Here is a 23,915-nt window from a genome sequence, read left to right as displayed (position 1 = left end):
TGTGTGAGCCAGTACGCGAAGTCGACGGCGAGCACCTACGAGCTGCCTCATCTGGACGCACTCGAGGCCGAGTCGGCGCACATATTCCGTGAAGTCGCAGCGACGTTCGAACGCCCGGTGTTGCTGTTCTCCGGCGGAAAGGATTCGGTGGTGATGCTGCATCTGGCGGCCAAGGCCTTCTGGCCTGCGCCGCTGCCGTTCCCGGTGCTGCACATCGACACCGGGCACAACTTCGACGAGGTGATCGCCTACCGCGACGAGACGGTGGCGCGGCTGGGACTGCGCTTGGCGGTCGGGCGGGTGCAGGACGACATCGACGCGGGACGGGTGGTCGAGGAGACCGGCCCGCGCGCCTCCCGTAATCGGCTGCAGACCACGACATTGCTGCGCTCGATCCAGGAAGGATCGTTCGACGCGGTGTTCGGCGGTGCGCGCCGCGACGAGGAGAAGGCCCGGGCCAAGGAGCGGGTGTTCAGCTTCCGCGACGAATACGGCCAGTGGGAACCGCGCAGCCAGCGCCCCGAGCTGTGGAACCTGTACAACGGCAGGCACCGGACGGGCGAGCACATCCGGGTGTTCCCACTGTCGAACTGGACCGAGCTGGATATCTGGAGCTACATCTCCGCCGAAGGCATCGAGCTCCCTCCGCTCTACTACGCGCACCGCAGGCCGGTGGTGCAACGCGATGGAATGCTGTTGGCGCACACCCGTTTTCTCGAACTCCTCGACGGCGAGCAGCCCTACGACGCCACCGTTCGGTTCCGCACCGTCGGCGACGCGACCTGCACCGGCTGCGTCGAATCCACCGCGGTCACCCCGGCCGAGGTGGTTGCCGAGGTCGCCGCGGCACGCGTCACCGAGCGCGGCGCCACCCGCGCCGACGACCGTATTTCCGAAGCAGGCATGGAAGACCGCAAGCGAGAAGGCTACTTCTGATGACGACCACACTGTTGCGCCTGGCTACCGCGGGCAGCGTCGACGACGGCAAGTCGACCCTGATCGGTCGTCTGCTCTTCGACTCCAAGACCATCTTCACCGACCAGCTCGCCGCGGTGGAACGCACCAGCCGCGACCGCGGCGACGACTACCCGAATCTGGCCTTGCTCACCGACGGCCTGCGCGCCGAACGTGAACAGGGCATCACCATCGACGTGGCGCATCGCTATTTCGCCACGCCGAGACGGAAATTCATCATCGCCGACACCCCGGGGCACATCCAGTACACCCGCAACATGGTGACCGGCGCGTCCACAGCGGATCTGGCGTTGATCCTGGTGGATGCCCGCAAGGGCGTGGTGGAACAGACCCGCCGCCACGCGTTCCTCGCGAGCCTGCTCGGCATCCCACACCTGGTGCTGTGCGTGAACAAGATGGATCTGGTCGGCTGGTCGCAGGACCGGTACGAGGAGATCCGTGCGGAATTCGCGCGGTTCGCCTCCAAACTCGACGTATCCGATCTGACTTTCGTGCCGGTGTCGGCGTTGCACGGCGACAACATCGTGCATCGCGGCGCGAGCATGCCGTGGTACGAGGGCACTCCCCTGCTGCACCATCTCGAAGAGGTGCACATCGCCTCGGACCGCAACCTGATCGACGCCCGATTCCCGGTGCAGTACGTCACGCGCAGGCACGCCCAGGATTTCCGCGGTTACGCCGGAACCGTGGCAGGCGGAGTGTTCAAGCCGGGCGACGAAGTGGCGGTACTGCCTTCGGGATTCACCACCACCGTCGAGGCGATCTGGGGTCCGGGTGGCATCCCCGTCGCGGAGGCCTTTCCGCCACAGGCGGTCACCATCCAGCTCGCCGACGAACTCGATATCTCCCGCGGTGACCTGATCTGCCGCCCGAACAACCGGCCGCACACCGGCCGCGACCTCGACGCCATGGTGTGCTGGTTCGCCGAGGACGCGCAGCTCACCCCCGGCGCGACCTACACGATCCGGCACACCACCCGCACGGCCACCGTCGAGATCCGTACTCTGGACTACCGGCTCGACGTCAACACGCTGCACCGCGACGAGGGTGCGGAGTCGTTGTCACTCAACGAGATCGGGCGCATTCAACTGCGGACACGGCAACCGCTGCTGTTCGACCCGTATCGCCGCAACCGCGCCACCGGCAGCTTCATCCTGGTCGACGACGCCACCAACAACACCGTCGCCGCGGGCATGATCACCGGTCCGAGCCTGCCGTCCTCCCGGGTGGTCTGGCATTCCACGGCGGTCGAGCGCGACGAGCGCGCCACGCGGGGCCTCACGGTCTGGCTGACCGGCTTGTCCGGCTCCGGAAAGTCCACGGTCGCAGTGGAATTAGAGCGCAGATTGGTGGCGGCGGGCCGTCCGGCGTTCCTTCTCGACGGCGACAACCTGCGCCACGGGCTCAACTCGGATCTCGGGTTCAGCGCGGCCGATCGGATGGAGAACGTCCGGCGAGTCGGCGAAGTCGCCAGACTGTTCGCCGAAGCCGGTGTGGTTGCGGTGGTTTCACTGATCAGCCCATACCGGGCCGATCGCGACCGCGCTCGGTCGGCACATCAGGCGCCAGGCATCCCGTTCGTCGAGGTATTCGTCGACACCCCGCTCGAGGTCTGCGAAGCCCGCGACCCCAAAGGCATGTACGCCAAGGCTCGTGCGGGCGAGATCCGTGGCTTCACCGGCATCGACGATCCCTACGAGGCGCCGACGGATGCCGAACTCGTCCTGCGACCCGACCACGGCGATCCCGCGGCGATGGCCGCGACGATCCTCGCGAGGTTGGCCCGGCTGGACTGAATCCACGCACGCCGGGGCAGGCGGCGAAGTTCGCTGAACTACGGATCTTTGAATCTTGTTGTGCTAGCTGCTGATTTGTCGCCAGTCATAGCGCAGGAGGCTCGAGGTGGGGGTGCGGCGCTGTCGAGTCCATCGAACACAGTCGGTCTTTGCCGAGACAGCGCCGACTTCCTCCCCTGGGATGGAGAGGAATGCCGAGGAGATGCAGTCGTTGCGAGCAATAGGATGTGGAAGTGCCAGCGGGAGAGCATGATTCGCTGTTCACGAGACCCGAGAACGGGACTGTCGTTCGCAGGAGAAGCCCGCAGGGGCGGAACGGAACCACAATGAACACCAACAAGAACACCAGCAGGCGGATTGCCGCAGCCCTCGGGGCCATCTCGGTCGCCGTTGCCGGCAGCATCGTGGTCCTGGGCGCAGGCACCGCCTCCGCCCAAGACTGCGCCCCTTCCACCGATAGCTACACCACCGAGAACACCGACCACGAAAACACCGGCAATGAAAACACCGACAGCGAAAACACCAACAGCGAAAGCTACGAGGTCGAGAATACTTGTTAAGCGGAACCCGACGGACATCGTTGCCGTCGATTGGAGCCGGGACCGAGGCTCGGTTTGTGGGGCCGGTGGAGACGTGTGCTCCAGCCGGCCCCAGCCGTGCCCGGACTCGGCGATCACGCGCCGAGTGGTGAGCCTATCGCTGGCGAACCGGTCTACGGTGAGCTGGTCGAGGGTTTCGCGATTCTGGATGCCATGCTGGCGTTGCCGGTCTCGACATGGCGACACAGCTGGGAAGTTCGAGGTTGTGCGAACTGAGCCCAGTGGTAAATAGCTCGGCGAGATAGTGGTCGTCTCCGACGACAGGTTCACGGGTTTCGGGTATCTGTCACATCCTGGCTGCTGAACTGGTCATAGACGACGTTGAAGCCCTCGCACGTCCGCTGGTACCTGTCGAGTTGGCGGCGGAGCGCGGATGCCGCTTTCGGCGCTCGACGCTCCAGCTCGGCCCAGTGTGTGAAGCACAGTTCAGCGGGCATCGGGATCAGGCCAGTGATCGCATCCCAGAACGCGTTCCAGTTCATGCCGTAGAACGAAGGAAATCCGAGGGTTCGCATCAGGACGGCGTGTAGGTCGCGCTCACTATGGACCGACCCGACGTCGATCGCCACTTGTCGAGGCACATCTTGTTCCGGCTCCTCAGGGCATCCCCAGAAGGACGGGAGCCACCAGCACAAGACCGATCGGTCGTCGGGCCAGGGGCGATGCGCTTCGCCCGTCCAGTCCTCGAACGAGTCCGCGGCCGGGTCGATCGGGCGCCAGCCACGGTCGAGAGGCTCGTCATCTGTCGGCGGCCGTGCGAACCGTCTGCCGCGCTGATCACAGGCACCGAACGCCTGGAAGTTCTGCTGAGCCTCGACGAGTGAGACTTGATTGGCGCCACCGGGCATGAAGGGCCACCGGAGCTGCAGCAGGTCGTCTTCCCAGAAGCAGACAGGGCAGATGGCATAAGAGCCAGGCCATCCGTCCTCGACGTCGAAGACGAGATGACCGCAGCACGCACAGGGCCGACGCGTATCCACCGGTGCAGTCTGGCCGAGAGCACCGCAACACAGCGACCCCTTTTCGAAAACGATCAACGATGCTCGGGCAGCGATCTCCAACCTGTGTTCTCGGTCTTGCAATCCACCGGAGCAGACAACCGCTACCAATCGGATGTCCGCCGCTTGTCCGAGTTTGTGACGGCAGGCAAATGGTGGCCGAACGGTGACGTATCGCCGCCATATCACTACGCTCGCTGAACTACTCGACGGCGGAGTCTCGACCAGATGTCTGCAGGCACCATTGCCGCCCAGCACAGATGCCGCACGGCGAAGGGCAGGCGGTGACCGACGTCTGCCCTTCGGTTCACCGGGTCAGTCGCCGAGCGTACCGAAGAACTCGCGGATGTCGCCGACGAGCAGCTCCGGCACCTCCAGCGCCGGGAAGTGGCCACCGGAGTAGAACTCCGACCAGTGCGTGATGGTGTGCGCCTTCTCGGCGAAGCGGCGGATGGCGTAATCGCCGTCCTTGAACACCGCGACACCGGTCGGTACCGTGCCCTTCGGCTTCGGCGCGAACATGCTCGCGTCGTGGAAGCGCTCGTAGTAGAAGTTCGCGACGCTGCGCGCGGTGTCGGTGAACCAGTAGATGCTCACGGTGGCCAGCAGCCGGTCCTTGTCGACAGCCTGTTCGGGCAACTCGCGGGATTGGTCGGTCCACTCCTTGTACTTCTCCACGATCCAGCCGAGCTGACCGGCCGGGGAGTCCGCGAGCAGCTGCGCGATGGTGGTCGGCCGCGAGCCCTTCAGATTCATGTAGGCCGAGCCGTCGTTCTGGAAGTGCTTCATCGCGGCGAGCCGCGCCTGTTCCGCGTCGGTGAGCGCGGCCAAGTCGGCGGGGTCACCGGTCGGGAACGTCACCAGCGCGTTGACATGTACGCCGAGTACGTGGTCGGCGTCGGCCCGTCCGAGCGCTGGTGCGATGAAGGCGCCGTGGTCACCGCCCTGCACGCCGTAGCGGTCGTAGCCAAGGCGTGCCATCAGCTCGGCCAGTGCGGCCGCGAATCGGCCGTCGTTCCAACCCGCCTCGGTGATCGGACCGGAGAAGCCGTGACCAGGAAGCGACGGGATGACCAGGTGGAATGCCGGGGCGTTGGCGGCGCCGTGCGCCGCGGGGTCGGTCAGCGGGCCGGTCACATCGAGGAAGTCGACAACCGAGCTCGGCCAGCCATGCAGGAGCAGCAGCGGGGTGGCGTTCTCCTGAGTCGAGCGGAGGTGCAGAAAGTGCACGATTTGGCTGTCGATGGTGGTGGTGAACTGCGGGTACTTGTTCAGCTCCGCCTCGGTGGCGCGCCAGTCGAACTTCTCGGCCCAGTAGCCGGCCAGCTCCTTCAGGTACGCGATCGGTACGCCGCGCTCCCAGCCTGTGCCGGGCAGGTTGTCGATCCAGCGGGTGCGGGCCAAGCGCTCGCGCAGGTCGTCGAGGTCGGATTGCGGGACCTCGATGCGGAAGGGACGGATGTCGTTCGCGTTGTTCGTCATGCCATTGATACTTCGGGTAACGAGGGGGTGGCCGAATCACGAGAATTCGTTATTTCGCGCCCTGAGACCTCTTTATCCGCGGGCTTGGCACGCACGGCGTCGTCCGGGCATGATCGCGGAGTGGTGAGCCTTCCTGTGTGCAATGCCTTCGTCGGACGGGCAGGCGAGGTGGCGGCGTTGCAGGACGCCTACCGGGACCCGGTGGTGCACACCGTGCTGGTCGGCGGTGAGGCAGGGCTCGGGAAGTCCCGGCTGGTAGCGGAGTTCACCACTCGGCTCGGCGCGAACGCCGCGGTGTTGGCCGGGCGGTGTCCGGAGTCGGGTGGCCGCGTGCCGTTCGCGCCCTTTCTCGCGGTGCTCCGCACGCTGGTCCGGGAGCTGGGCGTCGACGGGCTCGCGACGCTACTGCCTGTCGTCAGGCCCGCATTGTCGCGCTGGCTCCCGGAGCAGGCCGCGCACTCCGGCCCGGCGGAGCCGGACACCGATCGCATTCAGCTGTTCGGCGAGATCCTGACGGTGCTCGAACAACTTGCGCTGACCAGACCTGTGGTGGTGGTGCTGGAGGATCTACACTGGGCCGACGATGCCAGCCGCGAACTGCTCGCGTTCCTGGTGGCCAACCTCGCGCAACGTGACCTGCTGCTGGTCGGCACCTATCGGCCCGCCGATTCCGCGCCGCTGCGCAGGCTCGTCACGGGGCTGCGCCGCGACCCCGGCGTCCTCCTGCTGACTCCGGCACCGCTGACCAAGCATGAGGTGGGAAGGCAGCTCGCCGCGTTGCTCGGCCGGGAGCCGGAGCCCGGGGTGGTCGCGCGAGTCTTCGAGCGCAGCAGGGGAATTCCGCTGTTCGTCGAGGCGCTGAGCCCAGCGCCCGAGGACACGCCCGCCGACCTGTCGGAGCTGCTGCTCAGCTACCAGTCCGGCCTGCCCGCCGAAGCCAGGTCGGTGCTGCGCCTGGCCGCGGTGGCCGGATCGCCGGTCCGCCACGCGCTGCTGGCGTCCGCCACCGATCTCACCGAGGACGCGCTCAGCACGGCACTGCGCCAGTTGGTCGACCAACAGCTGCTCGTCGCCACCGACACCGGATACGAGTTCCGCCACATCCTCATCCGTGATGCTGTCTACGACGATCTACTACCGATCGAACGAAAGCGCTTGCACACCAGTCTTTCCCAGATTCTGGCCGCCGCCGGGGAGAGCAGTCCGGACGAGTGCCCGTCGGGCGAGCTCGCCTATCACGCCTACGCGGCAGGCGATCTACCCCTTGCCATGGCAGCCTGCCTGCGCGCCGCATCGGACGCGGAAAGTGCTGGTGCGCATGGTGATCGGGTACGTTACCTAGATCGGGTACTCGAGCTGTCGGACCGAGCGCCGGAAGCGGCGACGGATCGACTCGGCGTGCTGGAACACCTCGTGGCGGCGTGCTATGACGGCGGCGTCGTCGAGCGCGGCATCGCGGCCGCCGACGAGGCGCTCGCCGCGGTCGACGTCGCGCGAGAACCGAAGCGAGCCGCTCGGCTGCACCATTACCGGGCCGGACTGCGCAACCAGACCCATAGCGGCGGCGAGCACGATCTGCTCGCGGCGCTGGCGTTGCTGCCCACGGATCGGCCGACCGTGCTGCGTGGCGAGGTGCTCGCCGAGCTCGCCGCGGCGCACGTCTTCGGCGGGGACACGGCCGGGGCCGAACGCGACGCGCGCGCCGCCGTAGAGGTGGCTGAACAGCTCGGCGCCAGGTCACTGGCCGCGCGGGCACACGCGTATCTCGGGTTGGCTACCGTGAACCGATCCGAGGTAGCGATGGCGCATTTCGCGAAGGCGCACGCCGCCGCGAAGGCCGCAGCCGATCCGCGGACGCTGCTGACGGTGGCGCTGTGGGAATCGGCGGTGCTGGTCGCGGCCGGCGACAACGACACGGCCATCGAGGTGATCCAGCAGGGGCTCCGGGCTGCGCACGAGACCTTCCGCTTCATCGAGGCCGGTCCGATCCTGCTGGTCAAATGGGCGCAGGCGCTGACAAACCTCGGCCGCTGGAACGAGGCGCTCGACCTCGTCGACGAGTCGCTGACCGAGCAGCTGCCACCGCTGAGCACCGCCGCACTGCTGCTGTGTCACGCGAGAATCGTGCTGGCGCGCGGTGATGCGAACGCGGCGGCGGCCAGCGTGAAAACCGCGGAGCCGTTGCTGGGCGACAGCCACTGGACCATGCAATACCAGATCCAGCTGCGCACCATGAAATTCGAGATCGCGCACGTGGCGGGCCGACCGCAACGCGCCATCGACATCCCCGCGAAGGTCATGGCGGCACATCCGCACGAGGCGTGGGCCCTGGTCACGGCGGTGGCCCGAACCGAAGGCATGGCGGCGGATCTCGACGCCGTCGCGGCAGCGCTGCCGGTGACCACAGCCGTCGACACCGCCCACCGGGCGGTGTTCCGGGCCGCCCGCAGCGGGCGTCCGGCCGACTGGGCGGTGGCGGTGTCCGCCTGGCGAGCCCTCCGGCAACCGCACGAGCTGGCGCGCAGCCTGCTCGGATCGGCCGAGGCCGAACTGGCCGACGGCAATCGCGCGGTGGCTGGGGAAGCACTGCGGGCCGTCCTCGAGCCTGCAGAGAACCTGGCGGCGAACCCGCTTGCCGAACACGCCAGGCAGCTGGCCGACCGAGCCGGGATCACCCTCGACGAACCCGCCGGTCCCCCCGCCCAGTCGACGGCGCCGAGCACCTCCGGCCTGCCCCCCCGGGAACAGGACGTGCTACGACTGGTCGCCAAAGGACTGAGCAATCGTCAGATCGCGGCCGAGCTGTTCATCAGCGGCAACACCGCGGGCGTGCATGTCTCGCGCATCCTCGCAAAGCTGGGAGCCGCCACCCGCACCGAAGCCGCCGCGACCGCACGGGACCGCGGCCTGCTGGATCTCATGGGGTGACGTCATGGTCGGTGATCCGGTCGCGCCACTCCTAAGATACAGTGAGTCGAAGATGTCTCGAAAGGACGGGCTGATGCGGTCGACCTTGCTGTCCCGGCGCGATCTCGATTTTCTGCTCTACGAGTGGCTGAACGTCGAGGAGCTCACCAAACGCGAGCGGTACACCGAGCACTCGCGGGAGACCTTCGACGCCGTGCTCGACCTCAGCGAACAGCTCGCCACCAAGTACTTCGCGCCGCACAACAAACTCAACGACACCAACGAGCCGACCTTCGACGGCGAACGCGTGACCATCATCCCCCAGGTGGGTCAGGCGATCGCCGCGTTCGCCGCGTCCGGGATGCCGTCGGCCACAATGGATTACGAGCTCGGCGGCGCGCAACTGCCCGCGACCGTCGCGCAGGCGAGCTCCGCCTGGTTCCAGGCGGCCAATCCGGGCACCGCGGGCTACCCGTTCCTCACCGCGGCCAACGCCAATCTGCTTGTCGCCCACGGCGGTCCGGAGTATGTCGAGAAGTTCGTCCGCCCCATGCTGGCCGGACGGTTCTTCGGCACCATGTGCCTGTCGGAGCCGCAGGCGGGATCGTCGCTCGCCGACATCGTCACCCGTGCCGAGCCGCAGGACGACGGCACCTATCGGCTGTTCGGCACCAAGATGTGGATCTCCGGCGGCGATCACGAACTCGGCGAGAACATCGTGCACCTGGTGCTCGCGAAGATCCCCGGCGGGCCCGCGGGCACCAAGGGCATCTCACTGTTCGTGGTACCCCGGTTCCTGGTCGGCGACGATGGCGCGATCGGCGAGCGCAACGATGTCGCACTGGCCGGGCTCAACCACAAGATGGGCTTCCGCGGCACAGTGAACACCGTGCTGAACTTCGGCGAGGGCCGCTGGACACCTGGCGACGCGCCCGGCGCGATCGGCTACCTGGTCGGCGAGCCGCATGGCGGGCTGAGCTACATGTTCCACATGATGAACGAGGCGCGGATCGGCGTCGGCCTGGTCGCCACCGCGCTCGGCTACACCGGCTACCTCGAGTCGCTCGACTACGCGCGCACCCGCACGCAGGGACGGGCCAAACTGCCCGCCGATCCCGCGGCGGCGCAGCGGCCGATCATCGAGCACGCGGATGTGAAGCGAATGCTCTTGGCACAGAAGGCGTACGCGGAAGGCGCGCTGGCGCTGGTGCTCTACTGTGCGCGGCTGGTCGACGAACAGCACACCGCGCACACCGAGGAGGACCGCCGCGCGGTCACCCTCCTGCTGGACATCCTGACACCGATCGCCAAGAGCTGGCCATCGCAGTGGTGCCTGGAGGCCAACAGCCTCGCCATCCAGGTGCTCGGCGGCTACGGCTACACCCGCGAGTACAACGTCGAGCAGCACTACCGGGACAACCGGCTCAACCCGATCCATGAGGGCACGCACGGCATCCAGGGCCTGGATCTACTGGGGCGCAAGGTAACCCAGCAGGGCGGGGCGAGCCTGCTCGCACTCGGCGGGCGGGTCGGCGCCACCATCGCAGCCGCCCGTGCCGCGGGCGGCGAGGCGGCCGAGCTTGCCACCCAGCTGGATTCGGCGTGGCAGCGGCTGGTCGAGGTGACCGCAGGACTGTTCGCCTCCGGCGATATCGAGGCCGCGCTGGCCAACAGTTCGGTGTACCTGGAGGCGTTCGGGCACATCGTGCTCGCCTGGATCTGGCTCGAGCAGTTCCTCGCCGCCGACCATTCCGGCGACTTCTACGAGGGGAAACGACACGCGGCGCGTTTCTTCTACGGCTTCGAATTGCCCAAGACCGCACCGGCACTGGACCTGCTCGCCCGCCTGGACACGACTACCCTGCGGATGCGGAACGAATGGTTCTGAGCACCGGTTCGATACAGAGTTCGTAAGATGTACCATTCCCCGGTGACCGATTCCAGCCAGCCGACCACCCGACCTCCTGGCCGACCGGCCTCGGCGACCAGAGAACAGGTCATCGAGCTCGCCCGGCAGGCATTCCTGTCCGGCGAACGCGTGGATATCCAGGCGATCGCCGGGCAACTCGGGCTCAGCCGCGCCTCGATCTACCGTTGGTTCGGCTCCCGCGACGGCGTCCTCGGCACGGTCCTCGCCGGTGAATTCGAGGCGCTGCTCACCCGCGCGGACGCGCGCCGACGCTCCACCGGCGCCCGACGCATCCTGGATGTGCTGTATCGGGTCAACCGCTGGATGACCGACAACGAACCGTTCCGCCGTTACTTCGAGAACGAGCCGCTGTCGGGTCTGCGTATCCTGACCGCGAGCGACGGACCGGTGCAGCCGCTAATCGTCACCACCGTCCTGGCGCTGATCGCCCGCGCGGAGCGGGAGGACGGCTACCTTCCGCCGATCGAACCCGCACTGCTGGCCTATGCGCTGGTCCGGCTCGGCGAGGCGTTCCTCTACAACGACAACGTCGCGGGCATTCGCGGCGACATCGACCGGCTGCACGAGGTGCAGGCGGCACTGCTCGGCATCCCCCAGGCCATCGCACCGCGGCCCGGCCGCTAGAGCCGCAACCGGTTCACACCACCTACGATTCCCCCTAGCAGATCAGCCCGACCCGGTCGCTGGATGCCCACATTCGAATCGGCGTGATCGATCTGAGCACCGAGCCCGCGGATATCGCCACCCTGGCGGCCGCGCTGCGGCACTCGGCGCGGCAGATCCGGGTGGGTGCGGCGCGTGGGCTGGCCGGCGCGAATCCTGACCTCGCAGTGCCGATCCTGGCCGAGGCGCTGGACGACCCACATTCGACGTACGCAAAGCGGTAGTGCTGTCGCTGGCGGCCCGCCCGGACCTGGCCGCCGCGCACGAGGCGCTGCGCGGCGCGATCGAAGATGCCGATGCCGACGTCCGCGCGTATGCCTGGCGGGCGCTGGCCCAGATCCCGGCCTAGCGCCGAGTGGTTGCCGTTGCTCCGATCGCTGGATAGATTTACGGCTTGACCGTCGCCGCACCCGCTAGCTGGGCCATAGCCGTCCGGTGCCGAGCGGCGACGGTGGTCGCCGACGACAAACAGCTGTCGGTGTTCACGATGAGCAGCGACGGGAGTGTGGCGTTGACCTTGCCGAACTGGCTGGATCTCGCCGTGTTCGTCGCCATGGTGGTCGCCGCGTCGTTCGGGTGGCGCCGTGGCGCGATCACGGCGCTGCTCGGGTTCGCCGGTGTCATAGCGGGCGCGGGCATCGCTGCCACGATCGGGGGGACGGCGCTCGCATACCTCGCCCCCGGTGCCGTCCGGCTGCTGCTCGTGTTGGTTCTGCTCATCGGGTTGGTCGCGGTCGGAGCGGCCGTCGGGCACCGGGCCGGACACGCGGCCCGGGCGGCGATTTCCGGACCTGCTGCCCGGCGCACCGACGCCGTGGGCGGGATCGCCGCCCATTCGATCGTGGTGCCGCTGGTGGTGTGGCTGTTCGCCGCGCCATTGGGATCGCTGACGGCCGTGCGTGATTCGACGATCGTGCGAACCCTGGACGATGTAGCGCCGTTCTGGCTGACCAGCCTGTCCACGGCGCTCACCACGCCCATCGTCGACGCGGGCCTCGCCCGTCCGCCGGCGCCGCCCGATCCGAGCATCCTCGACGGACCGGCGCCCGCCGATCTGCGCGAGAGCGTATTTCGCATCCGTGATCTCGCACCTACCTGCGGGTTGCGCCAATCCGGTTCCGGATTCGTGGTAGCGCCGAAACGGGTCCTGACCAATGCCCACGTCGTGGCGGGCTCCACCAAGGTTTCTGTCGACGCCTCGTCGGGGCCGCTCGCGGCGACTGTCGTGCAGTTCGATCCGACGATGGACATCGCCGTTCTGGCCGTCCCCGATCTCACCGCACCCACCGTCACCGTCGCGCCCGAACCCGCCGAACCCGGCGCCGACGCGATCGCCCTCGGCTACCCGAAGGGTGGGCCATACGCCGCGGCCGCGACCCGGGTGCGGAGCACGGCCGTACGCCAGGTCCGCGACATCTACCGCACCAGGCTCGGTGAGCGCCGGATCTACACCGTGGACGGTTCGATCCAGCACGGCAATTCCGGCGGTCCGCTCATCGATATCCGCGGCCGCGTGCTCGGGATCATCTTCGGCGTCGACGAGAACGACGACAACATCGGATTCGCCACCAATCTGCCGGAGGTGCTCGATCGCCTACACGACGGCTTGCGCTCCGATCGCCCCGTCGACACCGGTCCCTGCGCCGCGTAGTCGGGACTCGTCGGTGTTTCAGGACGCGTCGGCGATGATCACGACGCCACTGGAGGCGTCGAGCAAACCGACCTCATGCCCCGCCTCGATCAGCAGCGGGAGCAGGCGGACTCCGATAACACCGGTCGCACCGGCCAGGAAGATGCGCACCGATCCACCATAATCCGCGTCTAGATCCGATACCCGACACGCACCGATTCGTGCCGTTTCCCGAAGCTCAGGCCGAGGTGATCGGCAGTCGCAGCGCGCCGTGGGCAGCGACCGGGACGACCGAGGCGGTGCGGTCGACGAACGCCGAACTATTCCGGGTGGAGCGGATCGAGAAGTTCAGAGTCCGGTCGGCTCCTCAGTCGGAGTCCGACCGCGCGGAGTCCGGCACTGCCGAGCGCCGTGACCCGTCAGCCGTCCGCGGTCGTCCGGGTCCCGAGCCTGCTTCCATATAGCAGTTGAGCGACCGCCACCACCGCAGATCCCAGGGATGTTGCGCCTGCGGCCATCCCCGATGTTGTGAGAGTCGGGCTGGCGTAGGACACCGAACGCAGCCCGGGGACAGGGTACTGGCCGTTGCCTGCGGCCGTGCGTATGATCAGGCCGATCTGGGTGCCCAGGTCACGCGGTGGTCCGGACCCGATCACGGCCTTCAGGTCATTCCCTTTACCGTTGAAGTAGATCAGGGCGAAGACGACGAATACCGCGACCGCGACCGTGGACCCCGCCACCAGTCGGGACAGCGTCTCGGTGCGTGCCCGGAGATTCAGCACGACGGTAGCCACGGTGACGACGACGGCCACGCCCGCGAGGACGCCCCACAGCCCGCTGACCTTCGCGCCGGGAGGTGGCGACGACGACCAGAGTCCCACCATGGACGTGGTGACGGTGATGCGGCCGAAGGCGTTGGTGGAGACCTTGCCGTCGGCACCGCTGATGGCCAGCCACGGCTGGAACAACAGCACGAACGTGATGACACTCCCGACCGCGGCACCCAGATAGCCCCAGTCGCCCCGCCATCCGGCCGAGATCGCCCGGATGTCGATACGCCGTGCGGGAGAGGCGATTTCGGGGTGGCTGGCCGGCTTGGTCTGCCGTTGGTGTGACATCGCGACCGTTTGCCAGGGAGTTGGCTGCACCATGGGCTGAAACTTTAAGTGGCCATTCACGGCTCGGGGTGGAGGCTAACCATTGGCAGCCGCATGCCACCAATCCGCATCGATGCCCGATCACCCGCCGCACCATTAAGTTTGCCACCTGCACCGCGCCAATAAAGTGACATGGAGACGATTTCAATCATTGTGGAGCAAATACATGGCAAATAGGCCGAACCGGACATTGCGACAGTGCTGACCATCACTCCGAATGCCCCCGAAGCGCCCGCCGGCTCGGGCTCTTGAAGCAACCACAGCATCGGTCCGGTCGACCGGAACCACATCGGCTGCCATCGCAGCGGACTTGCCGGCCCCGGCGACGCCGTGGTCCGCACACCTCCGGTCAACCGTGGCGGACATCGCGCGGGCTGACGTCGAACCGGCGACGGAAAGCCGTGCTGAAGGCGCTGGCCGAGCTGAAGCCCAGTCCCATGGCAACGTCTGCGATGGTCCAGTCGCGGTAGACGGGACTGCGCAGGCGCGAATAGGCCAGTTGCAGGCGTTCTTCCTTGATCAGTTCGCTCGGTGTGGTGCCGGCATGCTGGAACGCGAGCTGGATTTGCCGGAGGGACCAACCGAGAGCACGGGCGATCGTCGCGCCGGTGAGGTCGGGGTCTCCAGCGTGGGTGCGGACGTAATGCCGGACAGCGGCTTCCACGTCGGCGAGATGGCCGGGACCGGTGGGCTGGTCACCGATGATGTGCATGCACAGCAGTTCCACCAGGTGGGTGGAGGCGGTGTCGAATTGATGTCGAGTCAGGTCGCCGCCTTGGGCGAACAGCCCGGCGGCGAGGTCGGCGACCACCCTGCCGAGCCCTGCCGTGAGGTCGGCGGGAGTGACAGGTAGCTCCGGCGTATGGCCCAGCCGATGGTCGATCTCTCGTCGGGGGATGGTCATCAGCAGTCCCCTGCTGCCATCACCCAGCGAGAATGCGAACGGTCGGTCGATGGTCACCAGGCAACCGACACCCGATGGCAGGCGCGCGTGCTGGCCGGCCTGAAAGAGGTCCACTTGCCCGGCGGTGGGTAGCAGCAGTCGAAAATCGTCGTCGGAGTCGCCTTGCACGTGCCCGGCGCTGCGGTAGTAGGTCACCGCGTCGGATTCCCAGCCGATGAGCTGGTAGTCGTGGGTGCGTCGCAAGGTCGTGCGACCCTCGAAGTCGCTTCCACGTGGGAAGGTATAGCCCAGACGCCGATGGTACGAGTTGATCAGTTCCGACCAGTAGTCTGCGCGCTCGTGCGGGGCGACGACGCGCGTCGTGGCGTCTTGGACGAAGACGGCTCTGTCGCTCACCGTCACCACTTCCCTACTTCGTGACCGGTTCTCACACCCGAGCACGCCAGGCATCCGACGAGTCGGTGTAGGCCAGAGTAGTCCGTGGCCGGGGTTATCGCCTCCGTTGTCAGATCGTTGCTGGATCGCGAGTTCACCCGGCGAACTCGGGTTCTACCTCACCCTCACGTCGAGACGGCACCGTGGAATTCAGGATCCCTACAGCCGCGGCAACTGCATTTCCGTCCCGCCGTTGCCCGACCCCGTAGCAGCGGCGATCAGGATGTGCGTGTACAGCGTCCACCGCCACACGTCGACGTCCTCGGTCACCCACACCGGAACCGTCTCCAGGTCCACACCGTTGTGAACCGCTGCCAACGCCATTGTCGGCACAGCGAGGGTGTTGGGCACCCGCACCTGGAGACGAATCCATCCGGGCTCCGGCGACGACGCTGTCACCCGATCTACGGCCAGGTAATCCGACGGCTCGCCGCGGAAGCTGCGATCTCGAGGCATGGATCGCGAGACGCGGCAATCGGTTCGGTCCGAGTTGTTCGGCTCATTGCTGTGGTTCAGGGCTCCAGATACAGGCGTTCGTTGGGTAGGCGTGGGTACCTGTGGGTGTCACCAGGGATCACCGCGACATGCTTCGGATAGCGGCGGGCGCGGCAATCTTGTATGAACAACAAAGCCGCGGTGGCGCAAGCGGTGAAATCGAAGCGCACATTTCCGAGTTGCACTACAAGGTGCACATCCGATTCCTCGGGATACGGAGATGTCTGGTTGCCCATGTCCGGCGCGAGCCTCGTCGAGCACCGGACAGAAGTCCTCGTGGCCATCAATCGCGAAGACACCTTCGAGCTCCGATTCATCAGTTCGTTCCGGCGCGGTGCACCGTACAGACGGTTCGATGGGCGTGGCGAAATGCAGCTCGACGTGATCGGCTGGCCGGCAATTGGGGCGAACGCGTATTTCGCCGTGTCGAGCACTCCATGACTCCTCCTTGTGCACTCGCTGGAGCTGTGCATATGAGCCACGCTATGAGCCGAATCGTGGGCGGACTACATTCTCTGCGAATGAAAGTTTGCACGGAGCGCACATGCGGCGCCGCACGGATAGAGCGGACCCACCCCGGCACACGACCGGGCACCGGCGCTGCGGCAAGCAGCAAGTCACAGCCCATCTATTTCGACAGTGGCGCCGCGGCGGATACCTCACGACGTGCTTCGCGCACCGTCGACCGTGGCACCGAACTCGATGCCCCAACGCGCGAACAGGGCGTGATCACTCGAGGGTAGGCCGAGGATCTCGCAGATCACCTTGCTGGGCACCTGAATCCCGAACTCTTCGATTAGGTCGACCGGTTCATCTCCCGGACCGCCTGTGGCGAGGATGCGGCCAGGGGAGTCGATGGATCCGTGGTCAGGAATCGAGGCAGGGCGGTGCAGAGAGCCGACAGGTCTGTGCCAGTGCGCTGGACAGTCCCGTCTGGGCGGACGAGGGCGGTGTGCCCCCGGCGCAGCCAGCGGCACAGTTCGCTTGCAGGGCTGGCGATCACCAGGATCCCGCCCCGTTCTCGGATCTGGGCGCGTTGTGCGGATGTCGGCTCGACCGTGGTGACGATCGCGTACCGGCCCGCGACGACATCGTCGTAACGACGACCGTCGTCCAAGACCGCATTGGGAACCAACCGCCCCACCCGGCCACGAAGCAGGCGCGACCGCAATATCAGGTCGGACCGGTGCAGCGGCGGTGTCTCACTAGTGGTGACCAGTGCATGGAAACCGGGCAAGCGGCGCAGGTGCGGCGTGATGAGACGGCGGAAGAGGTTGCCGAGTTCACCGCCATCGGTCATGGCCATACCGGTGACCTTCGCGAGCCGAATCATGGTCCGCGCATGCGGTTTCCGCTCGACGAGATGGGCGGCGCGGCTCCGCATCGGCTGCGCTCCCAGCACTTTCGCCGAGCCCAGCAGCAGGAAAAGCACAGCGAGCACGACGGCGAGGGAGGTCGAAGCGCCCGTCATTGCGGCACCTCGACCTTCCATTCGATCGCATAGCGGCCGAGGATCGCCGCTACGGTCTTCTCATCGCCGACCGGGTCGAGTTCGACGATCGCGACAATCGCGCCGTCTTCGACCGTGGCGGCGATGTTGCGCACTCCGGCGATCTCGGCGAGGGCGTCGAGGAGTTCGCGACGGGTGGCGTCCGCGCGCAGCCCGAGCTTGTAGGGTTTGCCCACGTCGGTGACCGGCAGCGCGTCGAGCACCGTGACCGTCTTGGGAGCCGCGGCACGCTCGGGTACGTGCCGGCTCGCCCACTCGAGCAGTTCGGCTTCGGTGACTGCGGCGCCGGGCACCAGAGTGACGTAGGCGACCGCCACCTCACCGGCATGGATGTCGGGGCGTCCGACCGCGCAGGCCGCGGCGACCTTCGGATGAGAGAGCAAGGCGTCATCGATGATCGCCGGGTCGATGTTGTGCCCGCCGCGAATGATCAGATCCTTGGCGCGCCCGTGCAGATGGATGAACCCTTCCTCGTCGATGTGGGCGAGGTCGCCGGTGTCGAGCCAGCCGTCGACCAGTGTGCCCATGCCATCGAGCACGTGCCCGTGCTCGGTACGGCCGATCACGTATCCCGCGAAAACCGTGGGGCCGCCGATGACCAGCACCCCGACCTCGCCGACAGACAGTTCCACCCAGGTTCCGACCTCGTCGGCACGCACCACCTTCATGTGCTGATAAGGCAGGCGTTGCCCCACCGCATGAGGTCGCGGCAGGTCGGGGAAGCTGCGCGCACTGGCACAGGTCGCCTCGGTCAGTCCGTAACCCTCGACCAGGGTGATTCCGGTGTGCAACTCGAAGTTCTCCCGGACCGCGGGCGGCAGCGGCGAGGCACCCACCATCGCGTATCGCAAACTGCTGATGTCGGCGTTGACCGGGCATTGCGCTAGCACCGCGTACACGGTGGGCACCGCGCTCATCGCGGCGAGCCGGTAGTGCTCGACGATGTTCCAGAACTCGGTGTAGATCGCGAGGTCCCGGTAACCGAGCGGTCCGGCCCACACCACCGACTGCCCCTTGAACAGGGGCGCGAGCAAGGTGACGACCAGCGCGTTGACGTGGAACAGCGGCAAGGCCGCGAACACGACGGAATCTTCGTCGAACAGGGAGTTCGCAGCAATCATCCACGCATTGGCGACCTCGCCCGCATGGGTGTGCGCGGCCAGCTTCGGCACACCGGTGGTGCCTCCGGTATGGAACAGCGCGGCAAGATCCGACGCGACCGGGGTTTTCCCGGCGAAGGCGGCCGACTCGTGCGCCGCGGCCGACTCGTCGAGGTATTCGACGCGCACACCGTCGATCCGCTGCAGCGCCTGCGGTTCGCCCGCCGCCGCGGTCGGCCGCAGCACGAGTACCGCGTCCAGCAGGCCGTCGACAGCCAGCGCACGCACGGAATCCCAGACGGCGTCGGACAATTCGGGTCCAGCCGCGACGAGCACCCGGGCACCGGTGAGCCGCAGTAGTTCGGCGATATGCCGCCGGGACAGCCCGCCATTGATCGGGGCGGCGATCCCGGCCAACTGGGCAGCGAGGGTCGCGGGAATCAGCTCAGCACAGTTGGGGGCGATCAAGGCCACCGCGTCATCGCGCCGCACACCGAGTTCGTGCAGCAGGTTCGCATACCGGTGGACATCGCCAAGCAGCTCAGCAAAGCTGCGCCGCAATGGTTCCCGCCACCGCGCCGCCTCCGGCAACATGGTGACGGCGGTACGGTCCGGCCACAGTTCCGCGGCCCGCACCAGCTGTGCGTAGGTCGATTCCGGCAGGCCTCGCTCGGCCAGCGGCACGGATTCGATCTCGGTCAGGTCGCTCGGCCCCGCGTAGCGCGGCCACAGCAGATCCTCGGTTATCAGATCGTCGGTCATCGGGTGTACCTCACGACCGTGCGCTGCCGTCCCAGCTCGATCGCACCGTCGTCGGTGGATACAGTGGCCTCGATGACGTCGCCGTGCTGCAGATACTTCGGGTTCTTGGCTTGCCCCTTGAAGAAGAGCTTCCATTTCGTCGCGGCAGGTAGCAGGGACCCGATGATCTCGACCGGCTTGGCTGGAGCGCTGATCGCCGTGCCCACCGGCGTTCCGGTCAGCAGCAGATCACCGGCATCCATGCGCTGGAAACGAGCCAGCGCCCGGAGCGTTTCGACGGGGCCGTAGATCATGTCGGCGACAGTCATGTCCTGGCGCCGCTCGCCGTTGACCCACAACCGCAGCCGCAGATCGGTGAACCGCTTCAGCTCATCGGCGTCCAACAGCACGAGCGCGGGCCCGACCGGGGTAAACGTCGGATACGACTTCGCCTCGTAGAACTGGGTTTTCGGCAACTGTACGTCACGCGCCGACACATCGTTGGTGACGACAAGGCCTGTCACGTAGTCGGCGAGGTTGTCCGCGGTGATCGAGGTGCCTACCGGCATCGAACGGCCGAAGACGAGCCCGACCTCTACCTCGTAATCCAGCAGCCGCACATGGGAAGGCCGCACCACATCGTCGTAGGGGCCGCTGATCGACCCGGAGGTCTTGCGGAAGAAGGTCAGCGGCACGGCCTCCGGGTCCATGCCCGAGTCCTTGACGTGCGAGGCGAAATTCGTCATCTGCGCGACCACCCGGCACGGCGCGGTCACCGGCGAGACCAGCGAAAGGCTTTCGACGGGCACGATCTCGGTGCTCGCGGCCGCCGCGACGATCGCCTGCCGATCGGCAAGCAGCTGACCGGTGGTGGTCGCCGCGGTGTCGACCTCGGCGGCGCCGGAGGGCGTGGCCACCCACCAGGCATCGGCGGTACGTAAGACGGAGATGCTCATGAATTGGCTACTTTCATCAGGCCACGTAGGCGGTCGAGGTCGAATTCGTTGTCCTCGCGCAGTGCGTCGACCATGGCGCGAAGCTCGCGAAGGGCTTCCAGGCCCGGCTTGAGGCCGAGGAAATCTTTGCTGGCGGGCGGCCCCCACTGGGCCAGCCCCGAGGCACTCATTGGTGCCCAGCCCGGCTCCAGCGTGCAGTCGAACATGTCGCCGTCGCTGAAATGCTCGACCAGAAACCCGTCCGGATCACGCCAGTAGTCGAAGATCTGGCTGCCCTGGATATGGCGGCCGATCCCCCATGACCGGTAGTAGCCATGGTCGAGCAGGTACTCCCCGCCCGCAGCCATCGCGTCCAGGTCGGCGACCTGATAGGCCGAATGCACATACCGGTTGGCGCCACCCAACACCAATGCGAGCGTGTGGTGGTCGGTCGGGGTGGAGCCGCGATCGCAGCGGATGAAGCTCATTACCGGTCCCCGTTCGCGCTGCCCCGCGTAGTAGAGGAAATCGCTGACGATCAGGCCCAGGTGCCGCAGATACCAGTCGAGCGTCCGGCGGTACGTGGTGGTCTGCACCACCACATGCCCGAGACGCTGAACTCTCGCCGGCGCACGGGGCGGTCGCTGGGTCCGATTCGCGCGGGCCACCTCGTGCCCGAAGTTCAGTGTGTGCGGAGCCTGCACGGGCAGGGCCCCGAGCTTGTGGGTGTCGGCGACCACACGCACCCGCAGGCCACTCGGGTCGGTCAGGTCGACGGTTGATCCGCCCAGGCTCTCGGGCAGGTTCACCACCTTGCTTCCGCCGGCCTCCGCAAGCCGGAGCAGATCGGCGGTGCCCGCCGCACGGAAAGCCGGCCCGACGAACCTCGATCGCAGCCCTCGATGTATCACCACGCACGGCGCGCCCGGGTCCATACCCCGCAGCCGCAGTTCGTTCGGAGTGCTCAGGGATGTCGCGAATCCGAAAGCATGCGCGAAGGTTTCGGCTCGCGCGAGGTCCGGCTTCTCGAACTCCAGCCACGCCAGATCGTGCACCTTGATGATCGGATCCCGCGCCCGACCCGGATGTTCACCGGCAGATGCGCCGCGCTCGCTGTGCAAGCCGGTGTGCGGGTCGTGATGGTCAGTCATAGCCCACTCCTCCCAAAAGATTGACGATATCGTCACATAAGATGCGATAGTCAGTCAAGGAGTTTTGACTAATTCGTCACTATTGATACAAGGCGATTCCATGACGGCCGAAGCCGCGCAGCACATCAATCAACCGAGCGAGAGGCGAACAGCGTCCGAATCCCCGATCACAGCCTCCGATCCGATGTCGTCGATCGAGAAGGGCAGATCGCAGCTGCCGATCATTCGGTAACGGCCTGCCGCACTTCGGCTTCGGTTCCCTGTATGTAACGGTGCTCCAGTTCGGCGCCTTCGATGTCGAGGTCGGGGACGTAGCGGGCGAACCAGCGAGGGTGGTACCACATGCGATTTCCGATCAGGGCCATAACGGCGGGCACCAGCGTCAGGCGGACGATGAAAGCGTCGAGAAGGACGCCGATGGCGAGGGTGAATGCCAGCGGTTTGACGACCGGGTTGTCGACGGTGGTGAATGCGACGAAGACGGCGAACATGATCAGCGCCGCGGCGGTCACGACGCGCGCCGACTGTGCGACGCCGTTCTGCACCGAGGCGATCGCGTTGGGGGTGCGGCTGCGTTCCTCCTTGATCCGGGAGACGACGAAAATCTGATAGTCGCTGGAGAGCCCGAAGATGATGGCCAGGATGATGATCGGAAGAAAGCTGAGCGTCTGCGCCTTGGTGACGTCGAAAAGAGTTGCCCCCCAGCCCCATTGGAACACGGCGACTTGGGCGCCGAGGGCGGCGAAGACCGATAGGATGAATCCGACGATCGACGACAGCGGCACCAGCACGGTACGGAACGCGATCGTCAACAGCACCAGCGCCAGACCCACGACGACCGCGAGGAAGACCGGCAGCGCGTCCGCCAGCCTGCTCGAGGTATCAATGTTCGCGGCGGTGGTGCCGCCGATCAGATAGGTTGCCGCGGTGCCGTTGACGATGCCGGCACGGTCGTCACGCAGCCGGGTCACCAGATCGGCGGTCGCCGTGTCATCGGGGCCGGTCTTCGGAACCACCTGGATCAGCAGCAGCCCGTCCGAAGCACCTGCGGGCTGCACCGCGGCGACGTTCGGCTCCTGCCGCAGCCGGCTCATCACCGTTTGCGCCGCGTCCGGGCTGGTGGCTCGAGACAGGTCGGTCACCACCAGCAGCGGCCCGTTGAACCCGGGACCGAATGAGCGGCTGACCAGTTCGTAAGCCTTGTGCGCAGTGCTCGATTCCGGTTGCGACTCGCCACTGGGCAGCCCGAGATGGATCCGCGTGACCGGGGCCGCCGAGACGACCAGCACCGCGATGCCGAGCACCAGCAACGGGATCCGGAACCGGGTGACGAACCGTCCCCACGCGTGCCCCACGGTGCGCTCGGGCTCGTGCGCGGCGATCCGCGCCACCTCCTCTGGTCGCCCCGGGTGCAGCGGCGGCGAGATGAACCGGGCGACCGTGCCCCCGGCGAATCCGAGCAGCGCAGGCAGAAGCGTCAGCGCGACCAGCATCGCCACCAGCACAGCACCGGCCGCCGTCAAACCCATCACGGTCAGGAACGGGATACCCGCGACCGACAGCCCGCACAGCGCGATGATCACTGTTACCGCGGCGAACACCACCGAACTGCCCGCGGTCCCGACCGCCAGTGGTATCGACTCCGCAGCCGGGATCCCCAGCACAATGTTGTGCCGGTGCCGCGACAGGATGAACAGCGCGTAGTCGATCCCGCACGACAGGCCCAGCATCAGTGCGAGCGACGTCGCCGCCGCGGGCACGTCGACAAAGGACGCGACGCCCAGGATCCCGGTGAGCCCGATGCCAACGCCGATCAACGCGGTGACAATGGGGAGCCCCGCCGCGACCACGGCGCCGAAGGTGATCAGCAGGATGACGAACGCCGCGGCGATGCCGAAGATCTCCGGCGTCTCGGGGACTTCGGCCGTGAAGCCCGGGTACACAGCGCCGGAGAATTCCACTTCCAAGCCCGCGTCGCGCGCCGGTTCGGCGATGCGATCCACCTCGTCCAGAGTTTCCTCGGTGACTTCTCCGGCCGGCACCGAGAACTGCACACTGCCCAACGCGACACGCTGGTCCGGCGACACGGCCTTGGCCTGGAACGGGTCGACCACGGCGGCGACCTGCGGCAACCCCTTGAATCCGGCCAGCACTTGCTCGATCTGGGCATTCGGCTGCGAGTCGGTCACCTCGGCCATACCGGGCGTGGCGAACACCACCTGCATCTTGGCACCGCTGAACGCCGGCATTCGCTGCTGCAGCAATGACACGGCATCCTGCGACTCGGTGCCGGGGACGGTGAAGTTGTCAGTCGTCTTACCGCCGGTCCCCACGGCGAACCCGATCGCGCCGGCCAGCAGCACCACCCACACCGCCAGCACCCACCAGCGGCGACGCGCCACCAGCCGACCAAGACCGAACAGATACCGAGACATGCGGGTCCTCTCGTCGAGCCACTGACCGACACACCGCCGAAACGATCGCACGCAGCTTCGGTACAGTAACAC

General features: G+C 66.9%; 21 protein-coding genes. 10 read left to right on the top strand and 11 right to left on the bottom strand.

What is annotated here, in order from left to right; genetic code table 11:
- Positions 1-3 precede the first annotated feature (3 nt).
- The 3 genes from cysD (at position 4) to OHB12_RS01080 (ending at position 3,331) form a co-directional block, all read left to right on the top strand.
- On the top strand, positions 4-936 hold the full coding sequence (cysD, locus tag OHB12_RS01090; protein ID WP_327115297.1) for a sulfate adenylyltransferase subunit CysD: 933 nt from the start codon (positions 4-6) through the stop codon (positions 934-936).
- Positions 936-2,771, top strand: a complete 1,836-nt coding sequence (gene cysC / locus OHB12_RS01085; RefSeq protein ID WP_327115295.1) for an adenylyl-sulfate kinase — start codon at positions 936-938, stop codon at positions 2,769-2,771. The genes cysD and cysC overlap by 1 nt, the downstream gene beginning before the upstream one ends.
- 326 nt (positions 2,772-3,097) lie before the next feature.
- Positions 3,098-3,331 (top strand): hypothetical protein, encoded by a 234-nt coding sequence (locus OHB12_RS01080; RefSeq protein WP_327115293.1) that lies wholly within the window; start codon positions 3,098-3,100, stop codon positions 3,329-3,331.
- Positions 3,332-3,636: 305 nt separating this feature from the next.
- On the opposite strand, the gene OHB12_RS01075 is transcribed toward OHB12_RS01080, so the two are convergent.
- Positions 3,637-4,350: a CPCC family cysteine-rich protein gene (locus OHB12_RS01075; protein WP_327115291.1), complete on the bottom strand. Its 714-nt coding sequence runs from the start codon at positions 4,348-4,350 to the stop codon at positions 3,637-3,639.
- A gap of 333 nt (positions 4,351-4,683) precedes the next feature.
- Positions 4,684-5,850 (bottom strand): epoxide hydrolase family protein, encoded by a 1,167-nt coding sequence (locus OHB12_RS01070; protein WP_327115289.1) that lies wholly within the window; start codon positions 5,848-5,850, stop codon positions 4,684-4,686.
- A 123-nt stretch (positions 5,851-5,973) separates the two neighbouring features.
- Between OHB12_RS01070 and OHB12_RS01065 the strand changes: the two genes are divergently transcribed.
- The 6 genes from OHB12_RS01065 to OHB12_RS01045 all read left to right on the top strand — a co-directional run bounded on the left by OHB12_RS01065 (position 5,974) and on the right by OHB12_RS01045 (position 13,001).
- On the top strand, positions 5,974-8,778 hold the full coding sequence (locus OHB12_RS01065; protein ID WP_327115287.1) for a helix-turn-helix transcriptional regulator: 2,805 nt from the start codon (positions 5,974-5,976) through the stop codon (positions 8,776-8,778).
- 73 nt (positions 8,779-8,851) lie between these two features.
- The gene (locus OHB12_RS01060) at positions 8,852-10,645 is read left to right on the top strand and encodes an acyl-CoA dehydrogenase (protein ID WP_327115285.1); all 1,794 of its coding nucleotides are present in this window, start codon (positions 8,852-8,854) and stop codon (positions 10,643-10,645) included.
- Between the two features lie 42 nt (positions 10,646-10,687).
- Complete coding sequence (locus tag OHB12_RS01055; RefSeq protein WP_327115283.1) at positions 10,688-11,311, top strand: QsdR family transcriptional regulator; 624 nt, start codon at positions 10,688-10,690, stop codon at positions 11,309-11,311.
- An 83-nt stretch (positions 11,312-11,394) separates the two neighbouring features.
- Positions 11,395-11,574: a hypothetical protein gene (locus OHB12_RS35980; RefSeq protein ID WP_442799927.1), complete on the top strand. Its 180-nt coding sequence runs from the start codon at positions 11,395-11,397 to the stop codon at positions 11,572-11,574.
- Entirely contained in the window at positions 11,574-11,699 is a 126-nt protein-coding gene (locus OHB12_RS35975) for a hypothetical protein (RefSeq protein WP_442799926.1), read from the top strand. Before OHB12_RS35980 ends, OHB12_RS35975 begins: the two co-directional genes overlap by 1 nt.
- Before the next feature lie 45 nt (positions 11,700-11,744).
- Positions 11,745-13,001 (top strand): MarP family serine protease, encoded by a 1,257-nt coding sequence (locus OHB12_RS01045; RefSeq protein WP_327115281.1) that lies wholly within the window; start codon positions 11,745-11,747, stop codon positions 12,999-13,001.
- Between the two features lie 18 nt (positions 13,002-13,019).
- Here OHB12_RS01045 and OHB12_RS01040 read toward each other — a convergent pair whose 3' ends face one another.
- The 4 genes from OHB12_RS01040 to OHB12_RS01025 all read right to left on the bottom strand — a co-directional run bounded on the left by OHB12_RS01040 (position 13,020) and on the right by OHB12_RS01025 (position 15,932).
- The gene (locus OHB12_RS01040) at positions 13,020-13,151 is read right to left on the bottom strand and encodes a hypothetical protein (RefSeq protein WP_327115279.1); all 132 of its coding nucleotides are present in this window, start codon (positions 13,149-13,151) and stop codon (positions 13,020-13,022) included.
- A 248-nt stretch (positions 13,152-13,399) separates the two neighbouring features.
- Positions 13,400-14,131, bottom strand: coding sequence for a hypothetical protein (locus OHB12_RS01035; RefSeq protein WP_327115277.1), 732 nt, complete (start codon positions 14,129-14,131; stop codon positions 13,400-13,402).
- 355 nt (positions 14,132-14,486) lie between these two features.
- The gene (locus tag OHB12_RS01030; protein ID WP_327115275.1) at positions 14,487-15,437 is read right to left on the bottom strand and encodes an AraC family transcriptional regulator; all 951 of its coding nucleotides are present in this window, start codon (positions 15,435-15,437) and stop codon (positions 14,487-14,489) included.
- Positions 15,438-15,635: 198 nt separating this feature from the next.
- The gene (locus OHB12_RS01025; protein ID WP_327115273.1) at positions 15,636-15,932 is read right to left on the bottom strand and encodes a hypothetical protein; all 297 of its coding nucleotides are present in this window, start codon (positions 15,930-15,932) and stop codon (positions 15,636-15,638) included.
- A gap of 273 nt (positions 15,933-16,205) precedes the next feature.
- Here OHB12_RS01025 and OHB12_RS01020 point away from each other — a divergent pair, with 273 nt between their 5' ends.
- Positions 16,206-16,412 carry a hypothetical protein gene (locus OHB12_RS01020; RefSeq protein WP_327115271.1) on the top strand — a complete coding sequence of 69 codons (207 nt, stop codon included), beginning with the start codon at positions 16,206-16,208 and terminating at the stop codon, positions 16,410-16,412.
- Between the two features lie 355 nt (positions 16,413-16,767).
- On the opposite strand, the gene OHB12_RS01015 is transcribed toward OHB12_RS01020, so the two are convergent.
- From OHB12_RS01015 to OHB12_RS00995, 5 genes are all read right to left on the bottom strand, one after another.
- Positions 16,768-17,442, bottom strand: a complete 675-nt coding sequence (locus tag OHB12_RS01015; RefSeq protein ID WP_327115269.1) for a hypothetical protein — start codon at positions 17,440-17,442, stop codon at positions 16,768-16,770.
- On the bottom strand, positions 17,439-19,343 hold the full coding sequence (locus tag OHB12_RS01010; protein WP_327115267.1) for an acyl-CoA synthetase: 1,905 nt from the start codon (positions 19,341-19,343) through the stop codon (positions 17,439-17,441). The genes OHB12_RS01015 and OHB12_RS01010 overlap by 4 nt, the downstream gene beginning before the upstream one ends.
- The gene (locus OHB12_RS01005; protein WP_327115265.1) at positions 19,340-20,278 is read right to left on the bottom strand and encodes a fumarylacetoacetate hydrolase family protein; all 939 of its coding nucleotides are present in this window, start codon (positions 20,276-20,278) and stop codon (positions 19,340-19,342) included. The genes OHB12_RS01010 and OHB12_RS01005 overlap by 4 nt, the downstream gene beginning before the upstream one ends.
- Positions 20,275-21,408 carry a VOC family protein gene (locus OHB12_RS01000; RefSeq protein WP_327115263.1) on the bottom strand — a complete coding sequence of 378 codons (1,134 nt, stop codon included), beginning with the start codon at positions 21,406-21,408 and terminating at the stop codon, positions 20,275-20,277. Before OHB12_RS01000 ends, OHB12_RS01005 begins: the two co-directional genes overlap by 4 nt.
- Positions 21,409-21,629: 221 nt before the next feature.
- On the bottom strand, positions 21,630-23,843 hold the full coding sequence (locus OHB12_RS00995) for an MMPL family transporter (protein ID WP_327115261.1): 2,214 nt from the start codon (positions 23,841-23,843) through the stop codon (positions 21,630-21,632).
- Between the last annotated feature and the right edge of the window lie 72 nt (positions 23,844-23,915).

Source organism: Nocardia sp. NBC_01730 (assembly GCF_035920445.1).
Classification (GTDB): domain Bacteria; phylum Actinomycetota; class Actinomycetes; order Mycobacteriales; family Mycobacteriaceae; genus Nocardia.
This window is presented reverse-complemented; position numbering and strand designations above follow the sequence as displayed.